Consider the following 17,291-nt stretch of genomic DNA (forward strand, 5'->3'; position numbering starts at 1 on the left):
GCTCAGCGCGGCAAGCCCAGCGCCGCGAGGTGCGCGGGCGTGTGCTGCGCCTTTTCCTTGCGCACGAAGGCCGAGCGCAGCGTCGCGTGCGGCTCGGCCGGATCGAAGAAATTGCGCCGCATGTGCGCCAGCTCCTCGTCGCGGTACGCCTGCAGCGGCTTGACCGCTTCGTCGCGCACACGCGTCGCCTGCTTGTCCGCCAGGCGCGCGGCCAGGTCCGGCGATGCCGCCAGTTGCGCGGCCAGCCGGCCGACCTCGTCACCCAGTTCTTCCGGCGCGGCCTGCAGCACGCGCTGCGCCAGGCCCAGCGCCACCGCGCGCTTGGCGCTCACAGGCAGCGCCGATTGCGTGAGCCGCGCGGCCTCGTCGGCGCCCACGCGGCGCGGCAGGCTGTAGGTCCAGTATTCGGAGCCGTGCAGGCCCATGAGTTTGTAGTGCGGGTTGAGCACCACGCCGTCGCGGCACCACACCTCGTCGGCCGCGAGCGCGAGCATCACGCCGCCGGCCGCGGCATTGCCGCCCAGCGCGGCCACGGTGAGTCGATCGGTGGTCGTGAGCACGGCCTCGACCAGGTCGTTCATGGCGTGGATGTTGGCCCACGACTCCTCGGCCGGATCGGCCGCCGCCTCGATCACGTTCAGGTGGATGCCGTTGGAGAAGAAGTCGCGCAGCCCGCCGAGCACCAGCACCGACGTCGGGCGGGTGCTGGCGAAGCGGTAAGCCGCCAGCAGCCGCCGGCATTGCGCGGTGCTCATGGCCCCGCCCGCGAACGAGAAGTTCAGCACGCCGACGGGGCCGTGCTCGCGGTAGCGGATGTCGGTCCACGTGCGACGGCCGGCCGGCAGCTCGAGCGGCGCGGCCACCTCGGGCAAGCCGGCGGGCAGCCGCGCGCCCAGCGCCTCGACGGCCGGCAGCTTGTAGCTCGGCAGGCCGGAACCCGGCTCGCGCCAGGGCCGCAGCTGGGTGAGCCAGACCGCGCCGTCGACGGTGGCGCGGCAGACGGCGCCGGCGCGGGTGGCGATCAGTTCGCCGGGCGTGCCGCGCAGCTCGTCCTCGGCATGGCCGCCGTGCAGGTACCACGGCGCACCCAGCAACTCGTCGAGCACGCCGGGCTGCGAATCGGCCGCGCGCAGCTGCCGCAGCACCGATTCGGTGGTCTGCGTGGTCCAGTCGATGCGGCGCTCGGCCTGCTTCATGAAGGGCCGCCAGCCGGCGGCGAGGTCGGCCGCCTTCTGCCGCTTCGGCTTGTAGGTGCCCGAGGCGAAGCGCTCGACGGCCAGCAGCACGGCGTCGACGGCGGCATCGGCCACCTCGCCGCGGTACAGGTCGCTCTTGCCGGCCTGCGGCGGCACCTTCAGCGGCGACCAGGCCCAGACATCGCCCGCGTCCATCTCGGCCACGGCCTCGAGCACGGTGACGCCCCAGCTGTCGACGCCGCCCTGTAGCGTCCGGTCGAGCGAGGACGGGCCCCGGTCGCCGGGCGGGCCCGGGTGCACGATCAGGCAGGTGTGGGCGCGCCAGACGTCCTCGGGAATCGCGGTGGTCAACATCGGCGCGACGATCAATGCCGGTGCGTGCTGGCGCACCGCTTCACGCAGCGCCTCGTCGTCGCCGAGCGCCAGCACGATGCCTGCGGTGTGGCCCCGGTCCTGGAGCTCGGCCAGCACGCGCTGCGTGAGGCTGTTGAACGCGCTCGCGACGAGCAGGATGTGCATGGCGACCTCATTGACGTTTGTTTCAAAACGTCAAAAATGTATCTTCCAGCCTCGCCGCCGATAAGCTGACTGAAAGTACTCACCGCCGGGAAATCGCGGGGCCGCCGCGACGGCCGGGCCACAATGACCGCACATGTCGTCGCCGCTGAACCTCACCCGCTTTCGCCCCCGCCTGCTGGACACGATGGCCGGCTACGACCGGGGGCGGTTCCTGGGAGACCTCGGCGCGGGCGCCACGGTGGGCATCGTGGCGCTGCCGCTGGCCATGGCCTTTGCCATCGCCTCGGGGCTCAAGCCCGAGGCGGGCATCTGGACGGCGATCATCGCGGGCTTCCTGATTTCGCTGCTGGGCGGCTCGGCCGTGCAGATCGGCGGGCCGGCAGGCGCGTTCATCGTGATCGTCTACGGCATCGTCGAGCGCTACGGCGTGGCCAACCTGCTGATCGCCACCGCCTGCGCGGGCGTGCTGCTGTTCATGGCGGGGCTGTTCGGGCTCGGGCGGCTGGTGCGCTTCGTGCCGCTGTCGATCGTGGTGGGTTTCACCAACGGCATCGCGGTGCTGATCCTGCTGTCGCAGCTCAAGGATTTGCTGGGCCTCACGGTGGAGCGCATGCCGGCCGACGTGTTCTCGCAGCTGCACGCGATGGCGCTGCGGCTGGACACCTTCAACCCGCATGCCTTCGCGCTCGGGCTGGCGTGCGTGCTCGGGCTGCTGGCGTGGTCGCGGCTGTTTCGCGGCGACTCGGCGCTGGCGCGCGCGGTGCAGCGCGTGGGCGGGCGCTGGGCGCAGACGCGCCCGGTGCAGATCGTCGGGCGCATCCCGGGGCCGATCGTCGCGCTGGTGTCGCTCACGCTGGTGTCATGGGGCTTCGCGCTGCCCGTGGAGACCATCGGCACGCGCTTCGGCGGCATTCCCGAGGGCGTGCCGGCCTTCGCGCTGCCCGATTTCTCGTGGGAGACCGTCAAGCAGCTGGTGACGCCGACGCTGACCATCGCGCTGCTCGGCGCCATCGAGTCGCTGCTGTGCGCGCGCGTGGCCGACCAGGTCAGCGGCCAGCCGCGCCACGACCCCAACCAGGAGCTGATGGCGCAGGGCATCGCCAACCTGGTCACGCCCTTCTTCGGCGGCATGCCGGCCACGGGCACCATCGCGCGCACCGTGACCAACATCCGCTCCGGCGGCAGCTCGCCCATTGCGGGCATCGTGCATGCGGTCACGCTGCTGGTCGTGGTGCTGCTGGCGGCGCCGCTGGCGCGCCATGTGCCGCTCGCGGTGCTGGCGGGCATCCTGGTGTTCGTGGGGCTGAACATGGGCGAATGGCGCGAGTTCACGCCCGGCCAGCTGCGCCACTTCAGCCGCCACTACCGCCTGCTGATGCTCGGCACCTTCTTCCTCACGGTGGTGTTCGACCTCACGGTGGCGGTGCAGGTGGGCATCGTGCTGGCGTGCGCGCTCTTCATCCGGCGCATGAGCGGGCTGTTCAGCGTCGAGCTGGTGACGCTGCAGCCGCCGGTGCTCACCTACCGGCTGTACGGCGCCATGTTCTTCGGCGCGGCGGCCAAGCTCGACGAAGCAGTGAACGCCGCGGAGCGCGCACCGCGCGGCATGACGGTGGTGCTCGACGCCACGCACCTGATCTACATCGATGCCACCGGCGTCGATGCGCTGCGGCAGCTGCACCGGGCGGTGCTGGCGCGCGACGGATTGCTGCGCATCGAGTCGCTGCAGCCGCAGCCGCTCGAGGTGCTGGAGCGCTCGGGCTTTGCCGAGGAGCTGACCTCGGGCCGGCCCGCAACGACCTCCTAGGCGGGGCTCCTCAGGCCTGCGCGGCCTCGCCGCACACCAGCCGCGCCATCTGCACCTTGCTCGTGACGCCGAGCTTGGCGTACACCTGCCGCAGGTGGTGACGCACCGTCGCCGGGGAACTGTCGAGCCTGCGGGCCACCATCTTGTAGCTGTGGCCCTCGCCGAACAGGCGGGCCACCTCGGCCTCGCGACGGCTCAGCACCGCCAGGGCCGATACGCCGGGCGCCGGCGTCTCCCGCAGCCGCAGCGCCTGCGCCGAGACCAGGTGAGGCATCAGCAACTCCAGCAACGTGTGCTCGCGCGCGCCGAAGCTCGCGGCTTCGCGGCCGTACAGCGACAGGTGCGTCCACCACGGCGAATCGGGCGCATGCAGCATCACGCTGAGCACCCGGTCGAGGCGATGGTCCGAAACGAAGGCGCGCAGCGAGCCCACCGGCGGCAGCTCGTGCGACGCCATCGCCATGCCATGGCCCGGTCGTGCCATCACCGCGGCCACCATCGGATCGAGGTGGCGCACACGGCACCAGTCGGCCACGAAATCCGGCGCCAGCCCGCGCGTGTGGCCGTCTCGCGGCTCGAGCCGTCCGGCGGCGAACACCGAGCGGCCGAACCAGGCGGCGTCGAACGCAATGTGGCCGGCCAGCCAGTCCAGCAGCCCGCCGGCGGCCGAGGCCTCGGGCGCGGCGGCCCGCGGATACAGGTCGAGCAGCAACGCGCCGAGCTGTGCGGCCGGAATGCACGACCCCGAAGAAGAACTGCTGTGCGCCATGCGGCGCGATCTTAGGGGCCGCCCGCTCGCGGGCGGTTGCGGAGATTCCCGCATCGTTCATCTGAACGACTGCCGCTGCCGGACACCCCGCCCTACGCTGCACGGCGTTCCCATATCACACACGAACAGGACACCGTTGCCATGAACCTCGCCGACTACAGCCGCCTCGACGCCACCGGGCTGGCCGAATGCATCCGCCGCAAGGACATCAGCGCCGCCGAAGCGCAGCAGTGCGCGCGCCAGGCGGCGACCGCGCTCAACCCGCACATCAACGCCATGGCCGAGCTTTTCGACGCCCCGCTGTCGCACGACGCGCAGGGTCCGCTGGGCGGCGTGCCCTTCCTCATCAAGGACCTGGTGCTGCAGGCCGAGGGCGTGCGCTGCCAGGCCGGCAGCCGGCTGTTCGGCGACGGGCTGCCGGCTGCCGCAGACAGCGCGTTGATGGCGCGCTTTCGCCGCGCCGGCCTGGCCACGCTGGGGCGCACCTGGACCCCGGAACTCGGCTTCAACGCCACCACCGAGAGCGCCCTCGGCGGCGCGACGCGCAACCCGTGGAACCTGGCGCACAGCGCGGGCGGCTCCAGCGGGGGCTCGGCCGCGGCGGTTGCCGCCGGCATCGTGCCCATGGCACACGCCAACGACGGCGGCGGTTCGATCCGCGTGCCCGCCGCCGCCTGCGGCCTGATCGGGCTGAAGTCCAGCCGTGGCCGCATCAGCGCCGGCCCGGGCTACGGCCAGCCGCTGATGGGCCTGGGCATGGAGGGCGTGGTCTGCCGCACCGTGCGCGACGCCGCCGCCGCGCTCGACCTCATGCACGGCCCCGAGCTGGGCGATCCGTTCCTGATGGCCGCGCCCGCGCAGCCCTACGCACAGGCCATCCGGTCGGCGCCGCGCCGGCTGCGCATCGCGGTGAGCACGCAGTTCCCGGGCACGCAGCCGGCGGCGCAACCCTGCGCCGACGCGGTGGAGGCGACGGCGCGCACGCTCGCCGGTCTCGGGCATGTCGTGGAATGGGCGACGCCGTCGTATGCGCACGAGGCCTTCTTCTCGGCCACGCGCACCTTCTGGTCGTCGTTGCTGGCGGCCGGCGTGGCGGGCGTGGCGCAGGCGCTGCAAATGCCGCTGGAGAAGGCGCTGGGCCAGGTGCAGGCCTGCACCCGCGCCACCGCCGAGCACGGGCTGCGCCTGAGCGCGCTCGACCTGGAACTGGCGCTCGCGCAGATGAATGCGGTCTCGCGCGAGGTGGCGCCCTTCTTCGCGCAGCACGACATCCTGCTCACGCCGACGATGCGCACCCCACCCGTGGCGCTGGGCTACCTCGACCAGGACGACCCCGCGCGCGATGCGCAGGGTTACTTCGATCACCTGTTCGACTACGCGACCTTCACGCCGCTGGCCAACCTCACCGGCCAGCCGGCGGTCTCGCTGCCCCTGGGGATGGCCGGCGACCTGCCGATCGGCGTGCAATGCATGGCGCCCATGGGCGACGAGGCCACGCTGCTGCAGCTCGCCGCGCAGCTCGAGCAGGCCATGCCCTGGGCCGCACGGCGCCCGGCGCTGCACGCGTCGGCGCTGTAGGCACCGCGCTCAGGGCGCCTCGGTGCCCCGATCAGGCGACGACCCGCTGCGCACCACGCGCTGGTCGTCGTTCAGCGTGGCGGTGAAGACCATCGACGAGTTCGGTGGCTGCACCCAGCGCCATTCCCATTCGGTCTCGCGCTTGAGCGCATAGGGCGTGACCTTGGCCGGCTTGCCCAGCAGCTTGCGCAGGTCTTCCATCATCATCCCGGGCTGCACCTTGGCGAAGTTCTCGGGCGTGAGCACCTGGCGCAGCGCGCTCATCTTGCCGTCGGCGCCGATGGTGATCATGTAGTTCTTCTGGCCCTGCGGCTGGCGGTTGAACTCCAGCACGCGGCCGTTGGGCACGTCCCAGACGTTCTCGGGTTCGCCAAAGCGCGCGCGCACGTCGGCCTCGGTCGAGACGCCCTCTTCGAGCTCGCTGATGCGCTGCGGATCGCAGCCCGCGAGCCCGATCAGCGCCGCCAGCAGTCCTGCCACGAGGCCGATCCGGCCCTTCTGAAATCGTTGCATGCCGTCCCCGGTAAAATTCGAGCGATAAAGGTCCAGTCTATGTCCATCTTCCGCCGCCCCCACTACACCTCCGAGATCACGAACTTCATCGAGGAGATGAAGCAAAAGAAGCCGACGCTGGAATCCGAACAGCGCGCCGGCCGCGCCCTGCTCTGGGACAAGCACCTCGACCGCAGCCTGCTCGAGGAGTACAGCGAAGCGCGCGTGCCGATGCAGCCGTACGTCTACCAGACCCAACCCAAGTGAATGGTGCCCACCCGGCATCCCGCCGCCCAGCCTGCGCGCACAGCTATTAAGTTGATAGCAACCTCCTCATGAGCGCAGACGAGGACAACGGCACGATCGTGGCCAGCATGCCCGAGGTCGTCGACCAGGTCGCCCTGGCCCGGCTCTACGGCGAGCCGCTGTTCGCGATGCCGAAGGACCTGTACATCCCGCCCGAGGCGCTGCAGGTTTTCCTGGAGGCCTTCGAGGGCCCTCTGGACCTGTTGCTGTACCTGATCCGCAAGCAGAACTTCAACATCCTCGACATCCCGATGGCGGGCCTGACGCGGCAGTACCTGAGCTACGTCGACGAGATCCGCCAGACCAACCTCGAACTCGCGGCCGAATACCTGCTGATGGCCGCGATGCTGATCGAGATCAAGTCGCGCATGCTGCTGCCGCCCAAGAAGGTGGCCGACGGCGAAGAGGCCGAAGACCCGCGCGCCGAGCTGGTTCGCCGGCTCATGGAGTACGAGCAGACCAAGCTGCAGGCCGCCGCCATCAGCGCGCTGCCGACCTACGGGCGCGACTTCTGGAAGGCCCAGGTCTACATCGAGCAGTCGATCAAGCCGCGCTTTCCCGACGTCGACGTGGTCGAGCTGCGCGACGCCTGGGCCGACATCATGAAGCGCGCCAAGCTCGTGCAGCACCACAAGATCTCGCGCGAAGAGCTCAACGTGCGCGAGCACATGAGCATCGTGCTGCGCCACCTGCAGGGCCAGCGCTTCGTCGAGTTCGAGAAGCTCTTCGACGTCTCGCGCGGCGTGCCGGTGCTGATCGTCACCTTCATCGCGATGCTCGAGCTCGCGAAGGAGACGCTGATCGACATCACGCAGGCCGAAGCCTTCGCCCCTATTTACGTCCGACTGGCCTACTCGCCGGCCTGACCCAACCGGTTCCCACGCCTGTGACTTCCGCCGTTCGCGACTTCGATGTCCTCATTGTCGGCAGCGGCCTCGCAGGCCTCTCCGCCGCGCTGCACCTGGCCCCCACGCACCGCGTGGCCGTGCTCACCAAGCGCGCGCTGAACGACGGCTCCAGCGCCTGGGCGCAGGGCGGCATCGCGGCCGTGCTGGCGGCGGGCGACAGCTTCGACGCCCACGTGGAAGACACGCTGGTCGCCGGCGCCGGCCTGTGCGACCCCGAGGCCACGCGCTTCGTGGTCGAGGGCGCGCCGCAGGCCATCGGCTGGCTGCGCGAACTGGGCGTGCCCTTCTCGGAAGAAGGTGGCGACCTGCACCTGACGCGCGAAGGCGGCCACAGCCAGCGCCGCATCGTGCACGTGACCGACGCCACCGGCGCGGCCGTGCAGCAGGTGCTGATCGAGCGCGTGCGCCGCACGCCCAACATCACGCTGTTCGAGCACCACACCTTGGTCGACCTGGTCACCGGCACCAAGCTCGGGCTGGCCGATTCCTCGTGCCAGGGCCTGTACGCGCTGGACGACGAGACCGACGAGGTGCTGGCCTTCCGCGCGCCGCACACCATCCTGGCGACCGGCGGCGCGGGCAAGGTGTACCTGTACACCACCAACCCCGACACCGCCACCGGCGACGGCATTGCCGCCGCCTGGCGCGCGGGCTGCCGGGTGTCGAACCTGGAGTTCATCCAGTTCCACCCGACCTGCCTGTACCACCCGCATGCCAAGTCGTTCCTGATCAGCGAGGCGGTGCGCGGCGAAGGCGGCCTGCTGAAATTGCCCGACGGCACGCGCTTCATGCCGAAGCACGACGAGCGCGCCGAACTGGCGCCGCGCGACGTGGTGGCCCGCGCCATCGACTTCGAGATGAAGAAGCACGGCCTGGACTGCGTGTACCTCGACATCTCGCACCAGCCGCCCGCGTTCCTGAAGGAACACTTCCCCAACATCCTGGCGCGCTGCCTGGAGCTGGGCATCGACATCACGCGCGAGCCGATTCCCGTGGTGCCCGCTGCGCACTACACCTGCGGCGGCGTGCTCAGCGACCTGGCTGGTCGCACCGACATCCCGGGCCTGTACGCCATCGGCGAAACCGCCTGCACCGGCCTGCACGGCGCCAACCGGCTGGCCAGCAACTCGCTGGTCGAGTGCATGGTGTTCGCGCGCGCCGCGGCCGACGCCATTGCGCAGGCGCCGTCGCGCGAACGCGCCGCGCTGCCCGCCTGGGACGAAAGCCGCGTCACCGACGCCGACGAAGCCGTGGTCATCTCCCACAACTGGGACGAGCTGCGCCGCTTCATGTGGGACTACGTCGGCATCGTGCGCACCAACAAGCGCCTGGAGCGTGCGAGCCATCGCATCGCGCTGCTGCAGGCCGAGATCCAGGAGTTCTACGCGAACTTCCACGTCACGCGCGACCTGCTCGAACTGCGCAACCTGGTGCAGGTGGCCGAGCTGATCGTGCGTTCCGCGCAGGCCCGCCACGAGAGCCGTGGCCTGCATTTCAGTCGCGATTACCCTTCGCTGGCCGAGCCCACCGCACCCACCGTGCTGGTGCCGCCGGTCGACTGAGCCCACCCTTCGTCACCTTTCGATCACCCTCAGGATGCCCGGCCACCGACGCCCGCAGGGAGAAAGCCAACCATGTCGAACACCCCTACCCCACCCACCTCACCGTCCGAAGCCCCGCCCGCCTCGCCCTACGGCACGCTGCCACCCGCCTCGCCCCTGGCGCAGCGCAAGCCCGTGAGCCTGCCGCGGCTGGCCGACATGCATGCGCGCGGCGAGAAGATCGCCATGCTCACCGCCTACGACGCCACCTTTGCGGCCATGGCCGACGCGGCCGGCATCGACTGCCTGCTGGTCGGCGACTCGCTGGGCATGGTCTGCCAGGGCCTGAACAGCACCGTGGGCGTGAGCCTGGAAGCCATGCGCTATCACACCGACAGCGTCTCGCGCGGCCTGCGCCGCGTGCAGGGCACGACCTGGCTCATCGCCGACCTGCCCTTCGGCAGTTATCAGGAATCGCGCGAGCAGGCTCTTCGTAGCGCCACGGTGCTGATGCAGGCGGGCGCGCACATGGTCAAGCTCGAAGGCGGCGGCTGGACCACCGAGACCGTGCGCTTCCTGGTCGAGCGCGGCATTCCCGTGTGCGCCCACCTGGGCCTGACGCCGCAGACCGTGCATGCGCTCGGCGGCTACCGCGTGCAGGGCAAGGGCGACACCGCCGGCGCGCTGCTCAAGCAGCAGGCCCATGCGCTGCAGGACGCGGGCGCCGCCATGCTGGTGCTCGAGATGGTGCCGGCCGCGCTGGCCGCCGAACTCACCACGGAGCTGAAACACTGCGCCACCATCGGCATCGGCGCCGGCAAGGCCACCGCGGGCCAGGTGCTCGTGCTGCACGACATGCTGGGCATCAACCTCGGGAAGATGCCGAAGTTCGTGCGCAACTTCATGGCCGACGCGCCGGGCGTGCTGCCCGCGTTGCAGGCCTACGTGCAGGCCGTGAAGAACGGCAGCTTCCCCGACGACCGGCTCCACGCCTGGTAAGCACAGAAGGACACCGACCATGTACATCGCCAAGACCATCGACGAACTGCGCCAGCACCTGTCTTCCAGCCAACGCCCCGCCTTCGTGCCCACCATGGGCAACCTGCACGAGGGCCACCTCGCGCTCGTGCGCCAGGCCAAGCCGCTGGGCGACGCCACGGTGGCCAGCATCTTCGTGAACCGCCTGCAGTTCCTGCCGCACGAGGACTTCGACACCTACCCGCGCACCTGGGACAGCGACTGCGAGAAGCTGCGCGCCGCCGGTTGCGACGTGCTGTTCGCGCCCGACGAGAAGGCGCTCTACCCCGAGCCCCAGACCTGCAAGGTGCACCCCGACCCGGCACTGGCCGACCTGCTCGAAGGGCACTTCCGCCCCGGCTTCTTCATCGGCGTGTGCACGGTGGTGATGAAGCTGTTCCAGTGCGTGCAGCCGCGCGTGGCCGTGTTCGGCAAGAAGGACTACCAGCAGCTCATGATGATCCGCCACATGGTGCGGCAGTTCGCGCTGCCCATCGAGATCGTGGGCGGCGAGACCTTCCGCGCCGACGACGGCCTGGCGCTCTCCTCGCGCAACGGCTACCTGAGCGCCACCGAGCGCGCCGAGGCCGTGCAGCTGTCGAAGGCGCTGCGAGACATGGCCGAGGCCGTGCGCGCCGGCGAGCGCGACGTGGCGGCCCTCGAGGTGCGCGCCATGCAGTCGCTCGCGCAGCGCGGCTGGCAGCCCGACTACCTCGTGCTGCGCCGCCGCGCCGACCTGCAGGCGCCGCAGCCCGGTGATGCGCTCGTGGCCCTGGCCGCCGCGCGGCTGGGCAGCACGCGGCTCATCGACAACCTCGAAATCGACACGCCGCTCGCCGCATGACCTACAGCGTCAAGGAAATCTTCTACACGCTGCAGGGCGAAGGCGGCCAGGCCGGCATGCCGGCCGTGTTCTGCCGCTTCGCCGGCTGCAACCTCTGGACGGGCCGCGAGGAAGACCGCGACACGGCTGTCTGCCGCTTCTGCGACACCGACTTCGTCGGCACCGACGGCACGCTGGGCGGCAAGTTCAAGAACGCAGACCAGCTCGCCGACACCATCGCCGCGCAATGGCCCGCCGGCGACACCGCGCACCGGCTGGTCGTGCTCACGGGCGGCGAGCCGCTGCTGCAGGTCGATGCGGCGCTGGTCGACGCACTGCACGCGCGGCACTTCCGCATCGCGGTCGAGAGCAACGGCACGGTCGTCGCGCCCGCGGGCATCGACTGGCTGTGCATCAGCCCCAAGGCCGGCGCGCCCTGGGTGCAGCAGCGCGGCCAGGAGCTGAAGCTGGTGTGGCCGCAGGCCGGCATCGACCTCGATGCGATGGCACGCACCGGCGAATTCACCCACCGCTTCCTGCAGCCGATGGACGGGCCCGACCGGCTCGCCAACACCGAGTTGTGCATCGCCGAATGCATGAAGCAGCCGGTGTGGCGCCTGAGCGTGCAGACCCACAAGATCACGGGCATCCGCTGACGCGCGGCCCCTTTATTTCAGAGTTTCTTTTTTCCGACGATGCGCTTCACCATCAGCCAACGCTTCTTCTTCGACGCCGCCCACACGCTCAAACGCGAGATCGAGGTCGAAGGCAGCCGCCGCATTCACGGCCACACCTACCACGCGGAGGTGTGGCTGGCGGGCGAGCGCGATCCGGTGACAGGCATGGTGATTGACCTGGGCCTACTGCGCCGCCGGCTCGAGGACGTGCGCGAACAGCTCGACCACCACCTGCTGGACGACGTGCCGGGGCTGCATCCGCCGACGCTGGAGAACCTGTGCGTGTTCATCGCCGACGCACTGCCCGACCTGCGGCCGTCGCTGGCGCGCGTGCGCGTGTGGCGCGAGGCGCTCGGCGACAGCTGTACGGTGGAGTTCTAGCCGCTGTCGGTCAGGCGGCGCCGATGCCGGCCACCAGGCTGCCCGGCGCCTGGCCGTTCTTCAGCCCGGCCGTGAACGCCAGCATCCGGTCGATCGGCACGCGCGCGCGCACGCCCAGCGCCGGATCGACGTGGATCTCGCCCGCGCCGGTTTCCAGCGCGTTCGCCAGTTCGACCAGCCCGTTCATCGCCATCCACGGGCAGTGCGCGCAGCTCTTGCAGGTGCCGCCGTTGCCCGCCGTGGGCGCTTCGATGAAGGTCTTGCCGGGGTTCAGCGTGCGCAGCTTGTGCAGCATGCCGGTGTCGGTCGCGACGATGAACTCGGTCGCGTCGAAGCGCTGCGCCGCGTTCAGGATGGCCGAGGTGGAACCCACCGCGTGCGCCAGCGCGATCACGTCGGAGGGCGACTCGGGGTGCACCAGCACCTTGGCCTTCGGGTGCTCCTTCATGAGCAGCTCGAGTTCGAGCGCCTTGAATTCGTCGTGCACGATGCACGCGCCGTTCCAGCTGACCATGTCGGCGCCGGTCTGGCGGCGGATGTAGTCGCCCAGGTGGCGGTCGGGGCCCCAGAGGATCTTCTGGCCGGCCGCATGCAGCGCGTTCACCACGTCGAGCGCGCAGCTGGAGGTGACGAGCCAGTCGGCGCGCGCCTTCACGGCCGCGCTGGTGTTGGCGTAGACCACCACGGTGCGGTCGGGATGCTCGTCGCAGAAGGCACTGAACGCGTCGACCGGGCAGCCCAGGTCGAGCGAGCAGTTGGCGTCCAGGTCGGGCATCAGCACGCGCTTTTCGGGCGAGAGGATCTTCGAGGTCTCGCCCATGAAGCGCACGCCCGACACCACCAGTGTGGTGGCGGCGTGGTCGCGGCCGAAGCGTGCCATCTCGAGCGAATCGCTCACGATGCCGCCGGTTTCCTCGGCCAGGTCCTGCAGGTCGGGGTGCACGTAGAAGTGCGACACCATCACCGCGTTGCGCTCGCGCAGCAGGCGGCGGATGCGGTCCTTCAGCGCGATGCGTTCATCGGGCGAAGGCTCGGGGGGCACGCGGGCCCAGGCGTGGCGCGTGTCGCAGACCGCGCCTTGCGCGGGCTGTTCGTAGTCGACATCGATGACGGAAGCGGTCGTCATGGCGGTTCAGTGGGTCAGGAAGCGCATCGAGTAGTCGATGGCCTTCACATCCTTGGTCAACGCGCCGATCGAGATCCGGTCGACACCGGTCTCGGCCAGGGCGCGCAGGCCGTCGAGCGTGACGCCGCCCGAAATCTCGAGCACGGCCTTGCGATCGTCGCCCACGGCGTCGTTCAGGCGCACGGCCTCGCGCAGCGTGGGCAGGTCCATGTTGTCGAGCAGCACCATGCGGGCGCCGGCGTCCAGCGCTTCCTGCAGCTGGGCCAGGGTCTCGACCTCGACCTCGACAAAAGCAGCCTGCGCGGCCACGGGCGCCACCGCGCGCAGGGCGGCGGCCACGCCACCGGCCGCGGCGATGTGGTTTTCCTTGATGAGCACCGCGTCGTACAGGCCGATGCGATGGTTCAGCCCGCCGCCCGTGCGCACCGCGTACTTCTGCGCCAGGCGCAGGCCCGGCAGGGTCTTGCGGGTGTCGACGATGCGGGCACGGGTGCCCTTCACGGCGTCGGCGTACAGCGCGGTCTTGGTGGCGACGGCGCTCAGCAGCTGCAGGAAGTTGAGCGCGGTGCGCTCGGCCGTCAGCAGCGCGCGGGCGCCGCCTTCGATTTCCAACACGGGCTGGTCGGCGGCGCAGCGCTGGCCCTCGCCGCACAGCCAGGTGATGCGCGCCTGCGGATCGAGCCGCCGCACGGTGGCCTCGACCCAGGGCGCGCCGCACACCACGGCGGTTTCGCGTGCGAGCACGCGGGCATGGGCGGTGCGGGAGGCGTCGACCAGCGAGGCGGTCAGGTCGCCGTCGGCGACGTCTTCCTGCAGGGCGCGGGCGACGTCGGACTCGGCCAGCGCGGCGACGGCCGACGCCGAGAAATCAAAGCGAGGGCTCATGTCTCTGGAATCTCTAATCTTCTTCAGGAGGAATGGCGCGAGGCCGGGCCGGCGGGCGGCTGCACCGACTCGGGCACCGGGTCGCGCCCGGTCAGCGCCGCGACGGCGTCGCGCGGGCTCACCTGGCCGTCGAGCAGCGCGACCACGCCTTCGGCGATGGGCATCTCGATGCCCAGGCCGCGCGCGCGCTGCACCACGGTGCGGGCGCAGTACACGCCCTCGGCCACGTGGCCCAGCGAATCGACGGCCTGCGCCAACGTGCGGCCCTGGGCCAGCAGCAGCCCGACCTTGCGGTTGCGCGACAGGTCGCCGGTGGCGGTCAGCACGAGGTCGCCCAGGCCCGACAGGCCCATGAAGGTGTCGGCGCGGGCGCCAAGCGCCAGGCCGAAGCGGGTCATCTCGGCCAGGCCGCGGGTGATCAGCGCCGCGCGGGCGTTGAGCCCGAGCGCGAGGCCGTCGCACAGCCCGGTGGCGATGGCGAGCACGTTCTTCACCGCGCCGCCGACTTCGACGCCGACGATGTCGTCGTTGGCGTACACGCGCAGAGCCGGGCCGTGGAAAGCGTCGACCAGCGCATCGCGCACGCCGGCGTGCGGGCTGGCGGCCACCAGCGCGGTCGGACGCCCTTCGGCGACCTCTTGCGCAAAGCTGGGGCCGCTGAGCACGCCCGCCTTCAATTCGGGGGCGACCTGCGCCCAGATCTCGTGGGCGAGCAGGCCGTAGGTGGTGGGAGAGGCATCGAGCGCGGGCTCGACGCCCTTGCACAGCCACGCCACCTGGGCGCTGGTGCCGCGCAGGGCGAGCAGCTGGTCGCGCAGGGCGGCCATGGGCGTGGCCACGATGACGAGGTCGGCCCCGGCCTGCGCCTGGGCGATGTCGCCCGCGCGCACGGTCAGCGAGGCCGGCAGGGCCAGCCCGGGAAGGTAGCGGGTGTTTTCACGCGCGGCCGACATGGCGTCGGCCTGGGCGGCGTCGCGCGCCCACAGCGTGACCTCGTGGCGGGCCGCCGCGTTGACTGCGACGGCCGTGCCCCAGGCACCGGCGCCATGAACGCAGATCTTCATCGTGCGCTGGCGGCGTCGTGCGGCCGGTTTACTGGGCCAGGGTGGGGGCAGCCTGGCCGGCGGCCTGGGCTTGCTGCTGCTCGTACATGGCCTGGAAGTTGATTTCGGCCAGGTGCACGGGCGGGAAGCCGCCGCGCTGGATCACGTCGGCCACGTTGCCGCGCAGGTACGGGTAGACGATCTGCGGGCAGGCGATGCCCAGGATCGGGCCCATCTGGTCTTCCGGCAGGTTGCGGATCTCGAAGATGCCGGCTTGCTTGGCTTCGACCAGGAACACGGTGCGGTCTTCGATCTTGGTCTGCACGGTGGCCGACACCGTGATCTCGAAGATGCCGTCGGCCACGGGCTGGGCGTCCACGCCGAGCTGGATGTCGACGGTGGGCTGCGTCTGCTCCAGCAGGATCGCGGGCGAGTTGGGTTGTTCGAGCGACAGGTCCTTGAGGTAGACGCGCTGGATCTGGAACACGGGATCTTGGGCTTGCTGGTCGGCCATGGCTGAACTTTCGAGGATCAAAACAATGCCCGCCGGGGAGAGGGTCCCGCAGCGGGCTGCAGATGAGGGAACAAACGATTATCGCCCGACGGCCCGCGCACTTTCGTGACGCCCGGCCGCGCGGAGCTTCAGGCGCCTTGCAGCAGCGGGACCAAGCCGCCGCGGCTGTCCAGGGCCATGAGGTCGTCGCAACCGCCCACGTGGGTGTCGCCGATGAAGATCTGCGGCACCGTGCGGCGCTGGGTGATCTCCATCATGGTGGTGCGGGCTTGCGGGTCGGTGTCGATGCGGATCTCTTCGATCTGCTCGACGCCCTTGGCCTTGAGGATCTGCTTTGCACGCGTGCAGTACGGGCAGACGGCGGTGGTGTACATCTTGACGGCTTGCATGCGCTCTACCTTGGGAAGAATCAGGCTTTTTCAACCGGCAGGTTAGCCTCTTTCCAGGCCTTGAGCCCGCCAGCGACGGCTTGGGCCTGCTCGTAGCCGAGCTTCTTGGCCGTGGCCACGGCGCGCTGGGCGCGGGCGCCGGTGGCGCACACCAGCAGCAGCGGCACGTTCTTGTTCTTGACCGTGCCAGCCAGCTTTTCCTCGAGCAGGTTCAACGGGACGTTCTTGGCGCCGATCATGTGGCCGCCGGCAAACTCTTCGGGTTCGCGCACGTCGACCAGCACCGCGCGTTCGCGGTTGATGAGCTGCACGGCGCCCTGGGCCGTGAGCGTGCCACCGCCCGCCCCCCGGAGCATCGGCCAGGCCAGCATGCCGCCCGAAGTGAGCGCCATCAGGATCAGCATCCAGTTCGCGGTGACGAATTCGATCAATTTCACGGGGGTTCCTTGGATGGCAAACCCGGGATTTTAGAATGCTGGTTTTCCCACGCGCTGCCAAAGGCCTCCGACATGCACAAACTGGTACTGATCCGCCACGGCGAATCGACCTGGAACCTCGAAAACCGCTTCACCGGCTGGACCGACGTCGACCTGACCGAAACCGGCGTCGAGCAGGCCAAGCAGGCCGGCCGGCTGCTCAAGGCCGAGGGCTACGACTTCGACGTGGCCTACACCAGCGTGCTCAAGCGCGCCACCCGCACCCTCTGGCACACGCTCGACGAACTCGACCGCACCTGGCTGCCCGTGGTGCACTCGTGGCGCCTGAACGAGCGCCACTACGGCGGCCTGCAGGGCCTGAACAAGGCCGAAACCGCCAAGAAGTACGGCGACGAGCAGGTGCTGGTCTGGCGCCGCAGCTACAGCACCCCGCCGCCGCCGCTGGAAGCCGACGACCCGCGCAGCGAGCGTTCCGACGTGCGCTACGCCAAGCTGTCGCCCGAGCAGATCCCTCTGACCGAATGCCTGAAGGACACGGTGGCGCGCGTGCTGCCGTTCTGGAACGAATCGATGGCCCCGGCCATCCGCACCGGCCGCCGCCTGGTCGTGGCCGCGCACGGCAACTCGATCCGCGCACTGGTGAAGTACCTGGACGGCATCTCGGACGACGCCATCGTCGGCCTGAACATCCCGAACGGCATCCCGCTCGTGTACGAGCTGGACGACGACCTCAAGCCCCTGCGCCACTACTACCTGGGCGATGCCGCGGCCGCCGAAAAGGCCGCCGCCGCGGTGGCTTCGCAGGGCAAGGGCTGAAGACGTAAGCAAAAGAAGAAAACCCCGCCTGCCGGTTCCTCCGTGGAACCCCGGCAGGCAATTTGCT

The 17,291-nt window shown here is 70.2% G+C and carries 19 protein-coding genes; 10 read left to right on the forward strand and 9 right to left on the reverse strand.

The genetic code is table 11. The annotated features are described in order from the left end of the window. Positions 1-2: 2 nt before the first annotated feature. A complete protein-coding gene (locus tag AC1RL8_RS19330) occupies positions 3-1,715 on the reverse strand; it encodes a hydrogenase maturation protein (protein ID WP_492685790.1) in 1,713 nt (570 codons plus the stop codon). Between the two features lie 133 nt (positions 1,716-1,848). Between AC1RL8_RS19330 and AC1RL8_RS19335 the strand changes: the two genes are divergently transcribed. Beyond that, positions 1,849-3,522: a SulP family inorganic anion transporter gene (locus AC1RL8_RS19335; RefSeq protein ID WP_492685789.1), complete on the forward strand. Its 1,674-nt coding sequence runs from the start codon at positions 1,849-1,851 to the stop codon at positions 3,520-3,522. A 10-nt stretch (positions 3,523-3,532) separates the two neighbouring features. Here the strand turns inward: AC1RL8_RS19335 and AC1RL8_RS19340 are convergent, their stop codons facing one another. Continuing rightward, on the reverse strand, positions 3,533-4,291 hold the full coding sequence (locus tag AC1RL8_RS19340; protein ID WP_492685788.1) for a helix-turn-helix transcriptional regulator: 759 nt from the start codon (positions 4,289-4,291) through the stop codon (positions 3,533-3,535). Positions 4,292-4,432: 141 nt separating this feature from the next. Here AC1RL8_RS19340 and AC1RL8_RS19345 point away from each other — a divergent pair, with 141 nt between their 5' ends. Then, positions 4,433-5,869 (forward strand): amidase, encoded by a 1,437-nt coding sequence (locus AC1RL8_RS19345; RefSeq protein WP_492685787.1) that lies wholly within the window; start codon positions 4,433-4,435, stop codon positions 5,867-5,869. 9 nt (positions 5,870-5,878) lie between these two features. Here AC1RL8_RS19345 and AC1RL8_RS19350 read toward each other — a convergent pair whose 3' ends face one another. Further along, positions 5,879-6,382 (reverse strand): hypothetical protein, encoded by a 504-nt coding sequence (locus AC1RL8_RS19350; RefSeq protein ID WP_062477116.1) that lies wholly within the window; start codon positions 6,380-6,382, stop codon positions 5,879-5,881. A gap of 39 nt (positions 6,383-6,421) precedes the next feature. Here AC1RL8_RS19350 and AC1RL8_RS19355 point away from each other — a divergent pair, with 39 nt between their 5' ends. The 7 genes from AC1RL8_RS19355 to AC1RL8_RS19385 all read left to right on the forward strand — a co-directional run bounded on the left by AC1RL8_RS19355 (position 6,422) and on the right by AC1RL8_RS19385 (position 12,014). Further along, positions 6,422-6,628 carry a DUF3460 family protein gene (locus AC1RL8_RS19355; RefSeq protein ID WP_070061458.1) on the forward strand — a complete coding sequence of 69 codons (207 nt, stop codon included), beginning with the start codon at positions 6,422-6,424 and terminating at the stop codon, positions 6,626-6,628. Between the two features lie 68 nt (positions 6,629-6,696). Further along, the gene (locus AC1RL8_RS19360) at positions 6,697-7,533 is read left to right on the forward strand and encodes a segregation and condensation protein A (RefSeq protein ID WP_056578351.1); all 837 of its coding nucleotides are present in this window, start codon (positions 6,697-6,699) and stop codon (positions 7,531-7,533) included. Between the two features lie 20 nt (positions 7,534-7,553). Next, complete coding sequence (gene nadB / locus AC1RL8_RS19365; RefSeq protein WP_492685786.1) at positions 7,554-9,137, forward strand: L-aspartate oxidase; 1,584 nt, start codon at positions 7,554-7,556, stop codon at positions 9,135-9,137. A gap of 72 nt (positions 9,138-9,209) precedes the next feature. Continuing rightward, a complete protein-coding gene (gene panB, locus AC1RL8_RS19370) occupies positions 9,210-10,115 on the forward strand; it encodes a 3-methyl-2-oxobutanoate hydroxymethyltransferase (RefSeq protein ID WP_492685785.1) in 906 nt (301 codons plus the stop codon). A 19-nt stretch (positions 10,116-10,134) separates the two neighbouring features. Beyond that, positions 10,135-10,977, forward strand: coding sequence for a pantoate--beta-alanine ligase (gene panC / locus AC1RL8_RS19375; protein WP_492685784.1), 843 nt, complete (start codon positions 10,135-10,137; stop codon positions 10,975-10,977). After that, entirely contained in the window at positions 10,974-11,612 is a 639-nt protein-coding gene (gene queE / locus AC1RL8_RS19380) for a 7-carboxy-7-deazaguanine synthase (RefSeq protein WP_056578343.1), read from the forward strand. Before panC ends, queE begins: the two co-directional genes overlap by 4 nt. Before the next feature lie 39 nt (positions 11,613-11,651). After that, the gene (locus tag AC1RL8_RS19385) at positions 11,652-12,014 is read left to right on the forward strand and encodes a 6-carboxytetrahydropterin synthase (protein WP_062477101.1); all 363 of its coding nucleotides are present in this window, start codon (positions 11,652-11,654) and stop codon (positions 12,012-12,014) included. Positions 12,015-12,024: 10 nt separating this feature from the next. Here AC1RL8_RS19385 and nadA read toward each other — a convergent pair whose 3' ends face one another. From nadA to AC1RL8_RS19415, 6 genes are all read right to left on the reverse strand, one after another. Beyond that, complete coding sequence (nadA, locus tag AC1RL8_RS19390; RefSeq protein WP_062477098.1) at positions 12,025-13,140, reverse strand: quinolinate synthase NadA; 1,116 nt, start codon at positions 13,138-13,140, stop codon at positions 12,025-12,027. Between the two features lie 6 nt (positions 13,141-13,146). Continuing rightward, positions 13,147-14,025, reverse strand: a complete 879-nt coding sequence (gene nadC / locus AC1RL8_RS19395) for a carboxylating nicotinate-nucleotide diphosphorylase (RefSeq protein ID WP_095949350.1) — start codon at positions 14,023-14,025, stop codon at positions 13,147-13,149. A 23-nt stretch (positions 14,026-14,048) separates the two neighbouring features. Next, positions 14,049-15,089: an NAD(P)H-dependent glycerol-3-phosphate dehydrogenase gene (locus AC1RL8_RS19400; RefSeq protein WP_492685783.1), complete on the reverse strand. Its 1,041-nt coding sequence runs from the start codon at positions 15,087-15,089 to the stop codon at positions 14,049-14,051. Between the two features lie 28 nt (positions 15,090-15,117). Continuing rightward, positions 15,118-15,582, reverse strand: a complete 465-nt coding sequence (gene secB, locus AC1RL8_RS19405) for a protein-export chaperone SecB (protein ID WP_056578332.1) — start codon at positions 15,580-15,582, stop codon at positions 15,118-15,120. 128 nt (positions 15,583-15,710) lie between these two features. After that, on the reverse strand, positions 15,711-15,971 hold the full coding sequence (gene grxC, locus AC1RL8_RS19410) for a glutaredoxin 3 (protein ID WP_062477087.1): 261 nt from the start codon (positions 15,969-15,971) through the stop codon (positions 15,711-15,713). Between the two features lie 20 nt (positions 15,972-15,991). Then, complete coding sequence (locus AC1RL8_RS19415; protein ID WP_412556395.1) at positions 15,992-16,375, reverse strand: rhodanese-like domain-containing protein; 384 nt, start codon at positions 16,373-16,375, stop codon at positions 15,992-15,994. A gap of 105 nt (positions 16,376-16,480) precedes the next feature. On the opposite strand from AC1RL8_RS19415, the gene gpmA reads away from it, so the two are divergent. Next, positions 16,481-17,224 (forward strand): 2,3-diphosphoglycerate-dependent phosphoglycerate mutase, encoded by a 744-nt coding sequence (gene gpmA / locus AC1RL8_RS19420; protein ID WP_013543140.1) that lies wholly within the window; start codon positions 16,481-16,483, stop codon positions 17,222-17,224. The last annotated feature ends 67 nt before the right edge of the window (positions 17,225-17,291 follow it).

It is taken from the genome of Variovorax sp. GW822-FHT04E09, assembly GCF_058800845.1.

Excerpts from the sequence above, each read along its gene's own strand:
- AC1RL8_RS19330 (WP_492685790.1), bottom strand. The coding sequence starts at position 1,715 with ATGCACATCCTGCTCGTCGCGAGCGCGTTCAACAGCCTCACGCAGCGC.
- AC1RL8_RS19335 (WP_492685789.1), top strand. The coding sequence starts at position 1,849 with ATGTCGTCGCCGCTGAACCTCACCCGCTTTCGCCCCCGCCTGCTGGAC.
- AC1RL8_RS19340 (WP_492685788.1), bottom strand. The coding sequence starts at position 4,291 with ATGGCGCACAGCAGTTCTTCTTCGGGGTCGTGCATTCCGGCCGCACAG.
- AC1RL8_RS19345 (WP_492685787.1), top strand. The coding sequence starts at position 4,433 with ATGAACCTCGCCGACTACAGCCGCCTCGACGCCACCGGGCTGGCCGAA.
- AC1RL8_RS19350 (WP_062477116.1), bottom strand. The coding sequence starts at position 6,382 with ATGCAACGATTTCAGAAGGGCCGGATCGGCCTCGTGGCAGGACTGCTG.
- AC1RL8_RS19355 (WP_070061458.1), top strand. The coding sequence starts at position 6,422 with ATGTCCATCTTCCGCCGCCCCCACTACACCTCCGAGATCACGAACTTC.
- AC1RL8_RS19360 (WP_056578351.1), top strand. The coding sequence starts at position 6,697 with ATGAGCGCAGACGAGGACAACGGCACGATCGTGGCCAGCATGCCCGAG.
- panB (WP_492685785.1), top strand. The coding sequence starts at position 9,210 with ATGTCGAACACCCCTACCCCACCCACCTCACCGTCCGAAGCCCCGCCC.
- panC (WP_492685784.1), top strand. The coding sequence starts at position 10,135 with ATGTACATCGCCAAGACCATCGACGAACTGCGCCAGCACCTGTCTTCC.
- queE (WP_056578343.1), top strand. The coding sequence starts at position 10,974 with ATGACCTACAGCGTCAAGGAAATCTTCTACACGCTGCAGGGCGAAGGC.
- AC1RL8_RS19385 (WP_062477101.1), top strand. The coding sequence starts at position 11,652 with ATGCGCTTCACCATCAGCCAACGCTTCTTCTTCGACGCCGCCCACACG.
- nadA (WP_062477098.1), bottom strand. The coding sequence starts at position 13,140 with ATGACGACCGCTTCCGTCATCGATGTCGACTACGAACAGCCCGCGCAA.
- nadC (WP_095949350.1), bottom strand. The coding sequence starts at position 14,025 with ATGAGCCCTCGCTTTGATTTCTCGGCGTCGGCCGTCGCCGCGCTGGCC.
- AC1RL8_RS19400 (WP_492685783.1), bottom strand. The coding sequence starts at position 15,089 with ATGAAGATCTGCGTTCATGGCGCCGGTGCCTGGGGCACGGCCGTCGCA.
- secB (WP_056578332.1), bottom strand. The coding sequence starts at position 15,582 with ATGGCCGACCAGCAAGCCCAAGATCCCGTGTTCCAGATCCAGCGCGTC.
- grxC (WP_062477087.1), bottom strand. The coding sequence starts at position 15,971 with ATGCAAGCCGTCAAGATGTACACCACCGCCGTCTGCCCGTACTGCACG.
- AC1RL8_RS19415 (WP_412556395.1), bottom strand. The coding sequence starts at position 16,375 with ATGCTGATCCTGATGGCGCTCACTTCGGGCGGCATGCTGGCCTGGCCG.
- gpmA (WP_013543140.1), top strand. The coding sequence starts at position 16,481 with ATGCACAAACTGGTACTGATCCGCCACGGCGAATCGACCTGGAACCTC.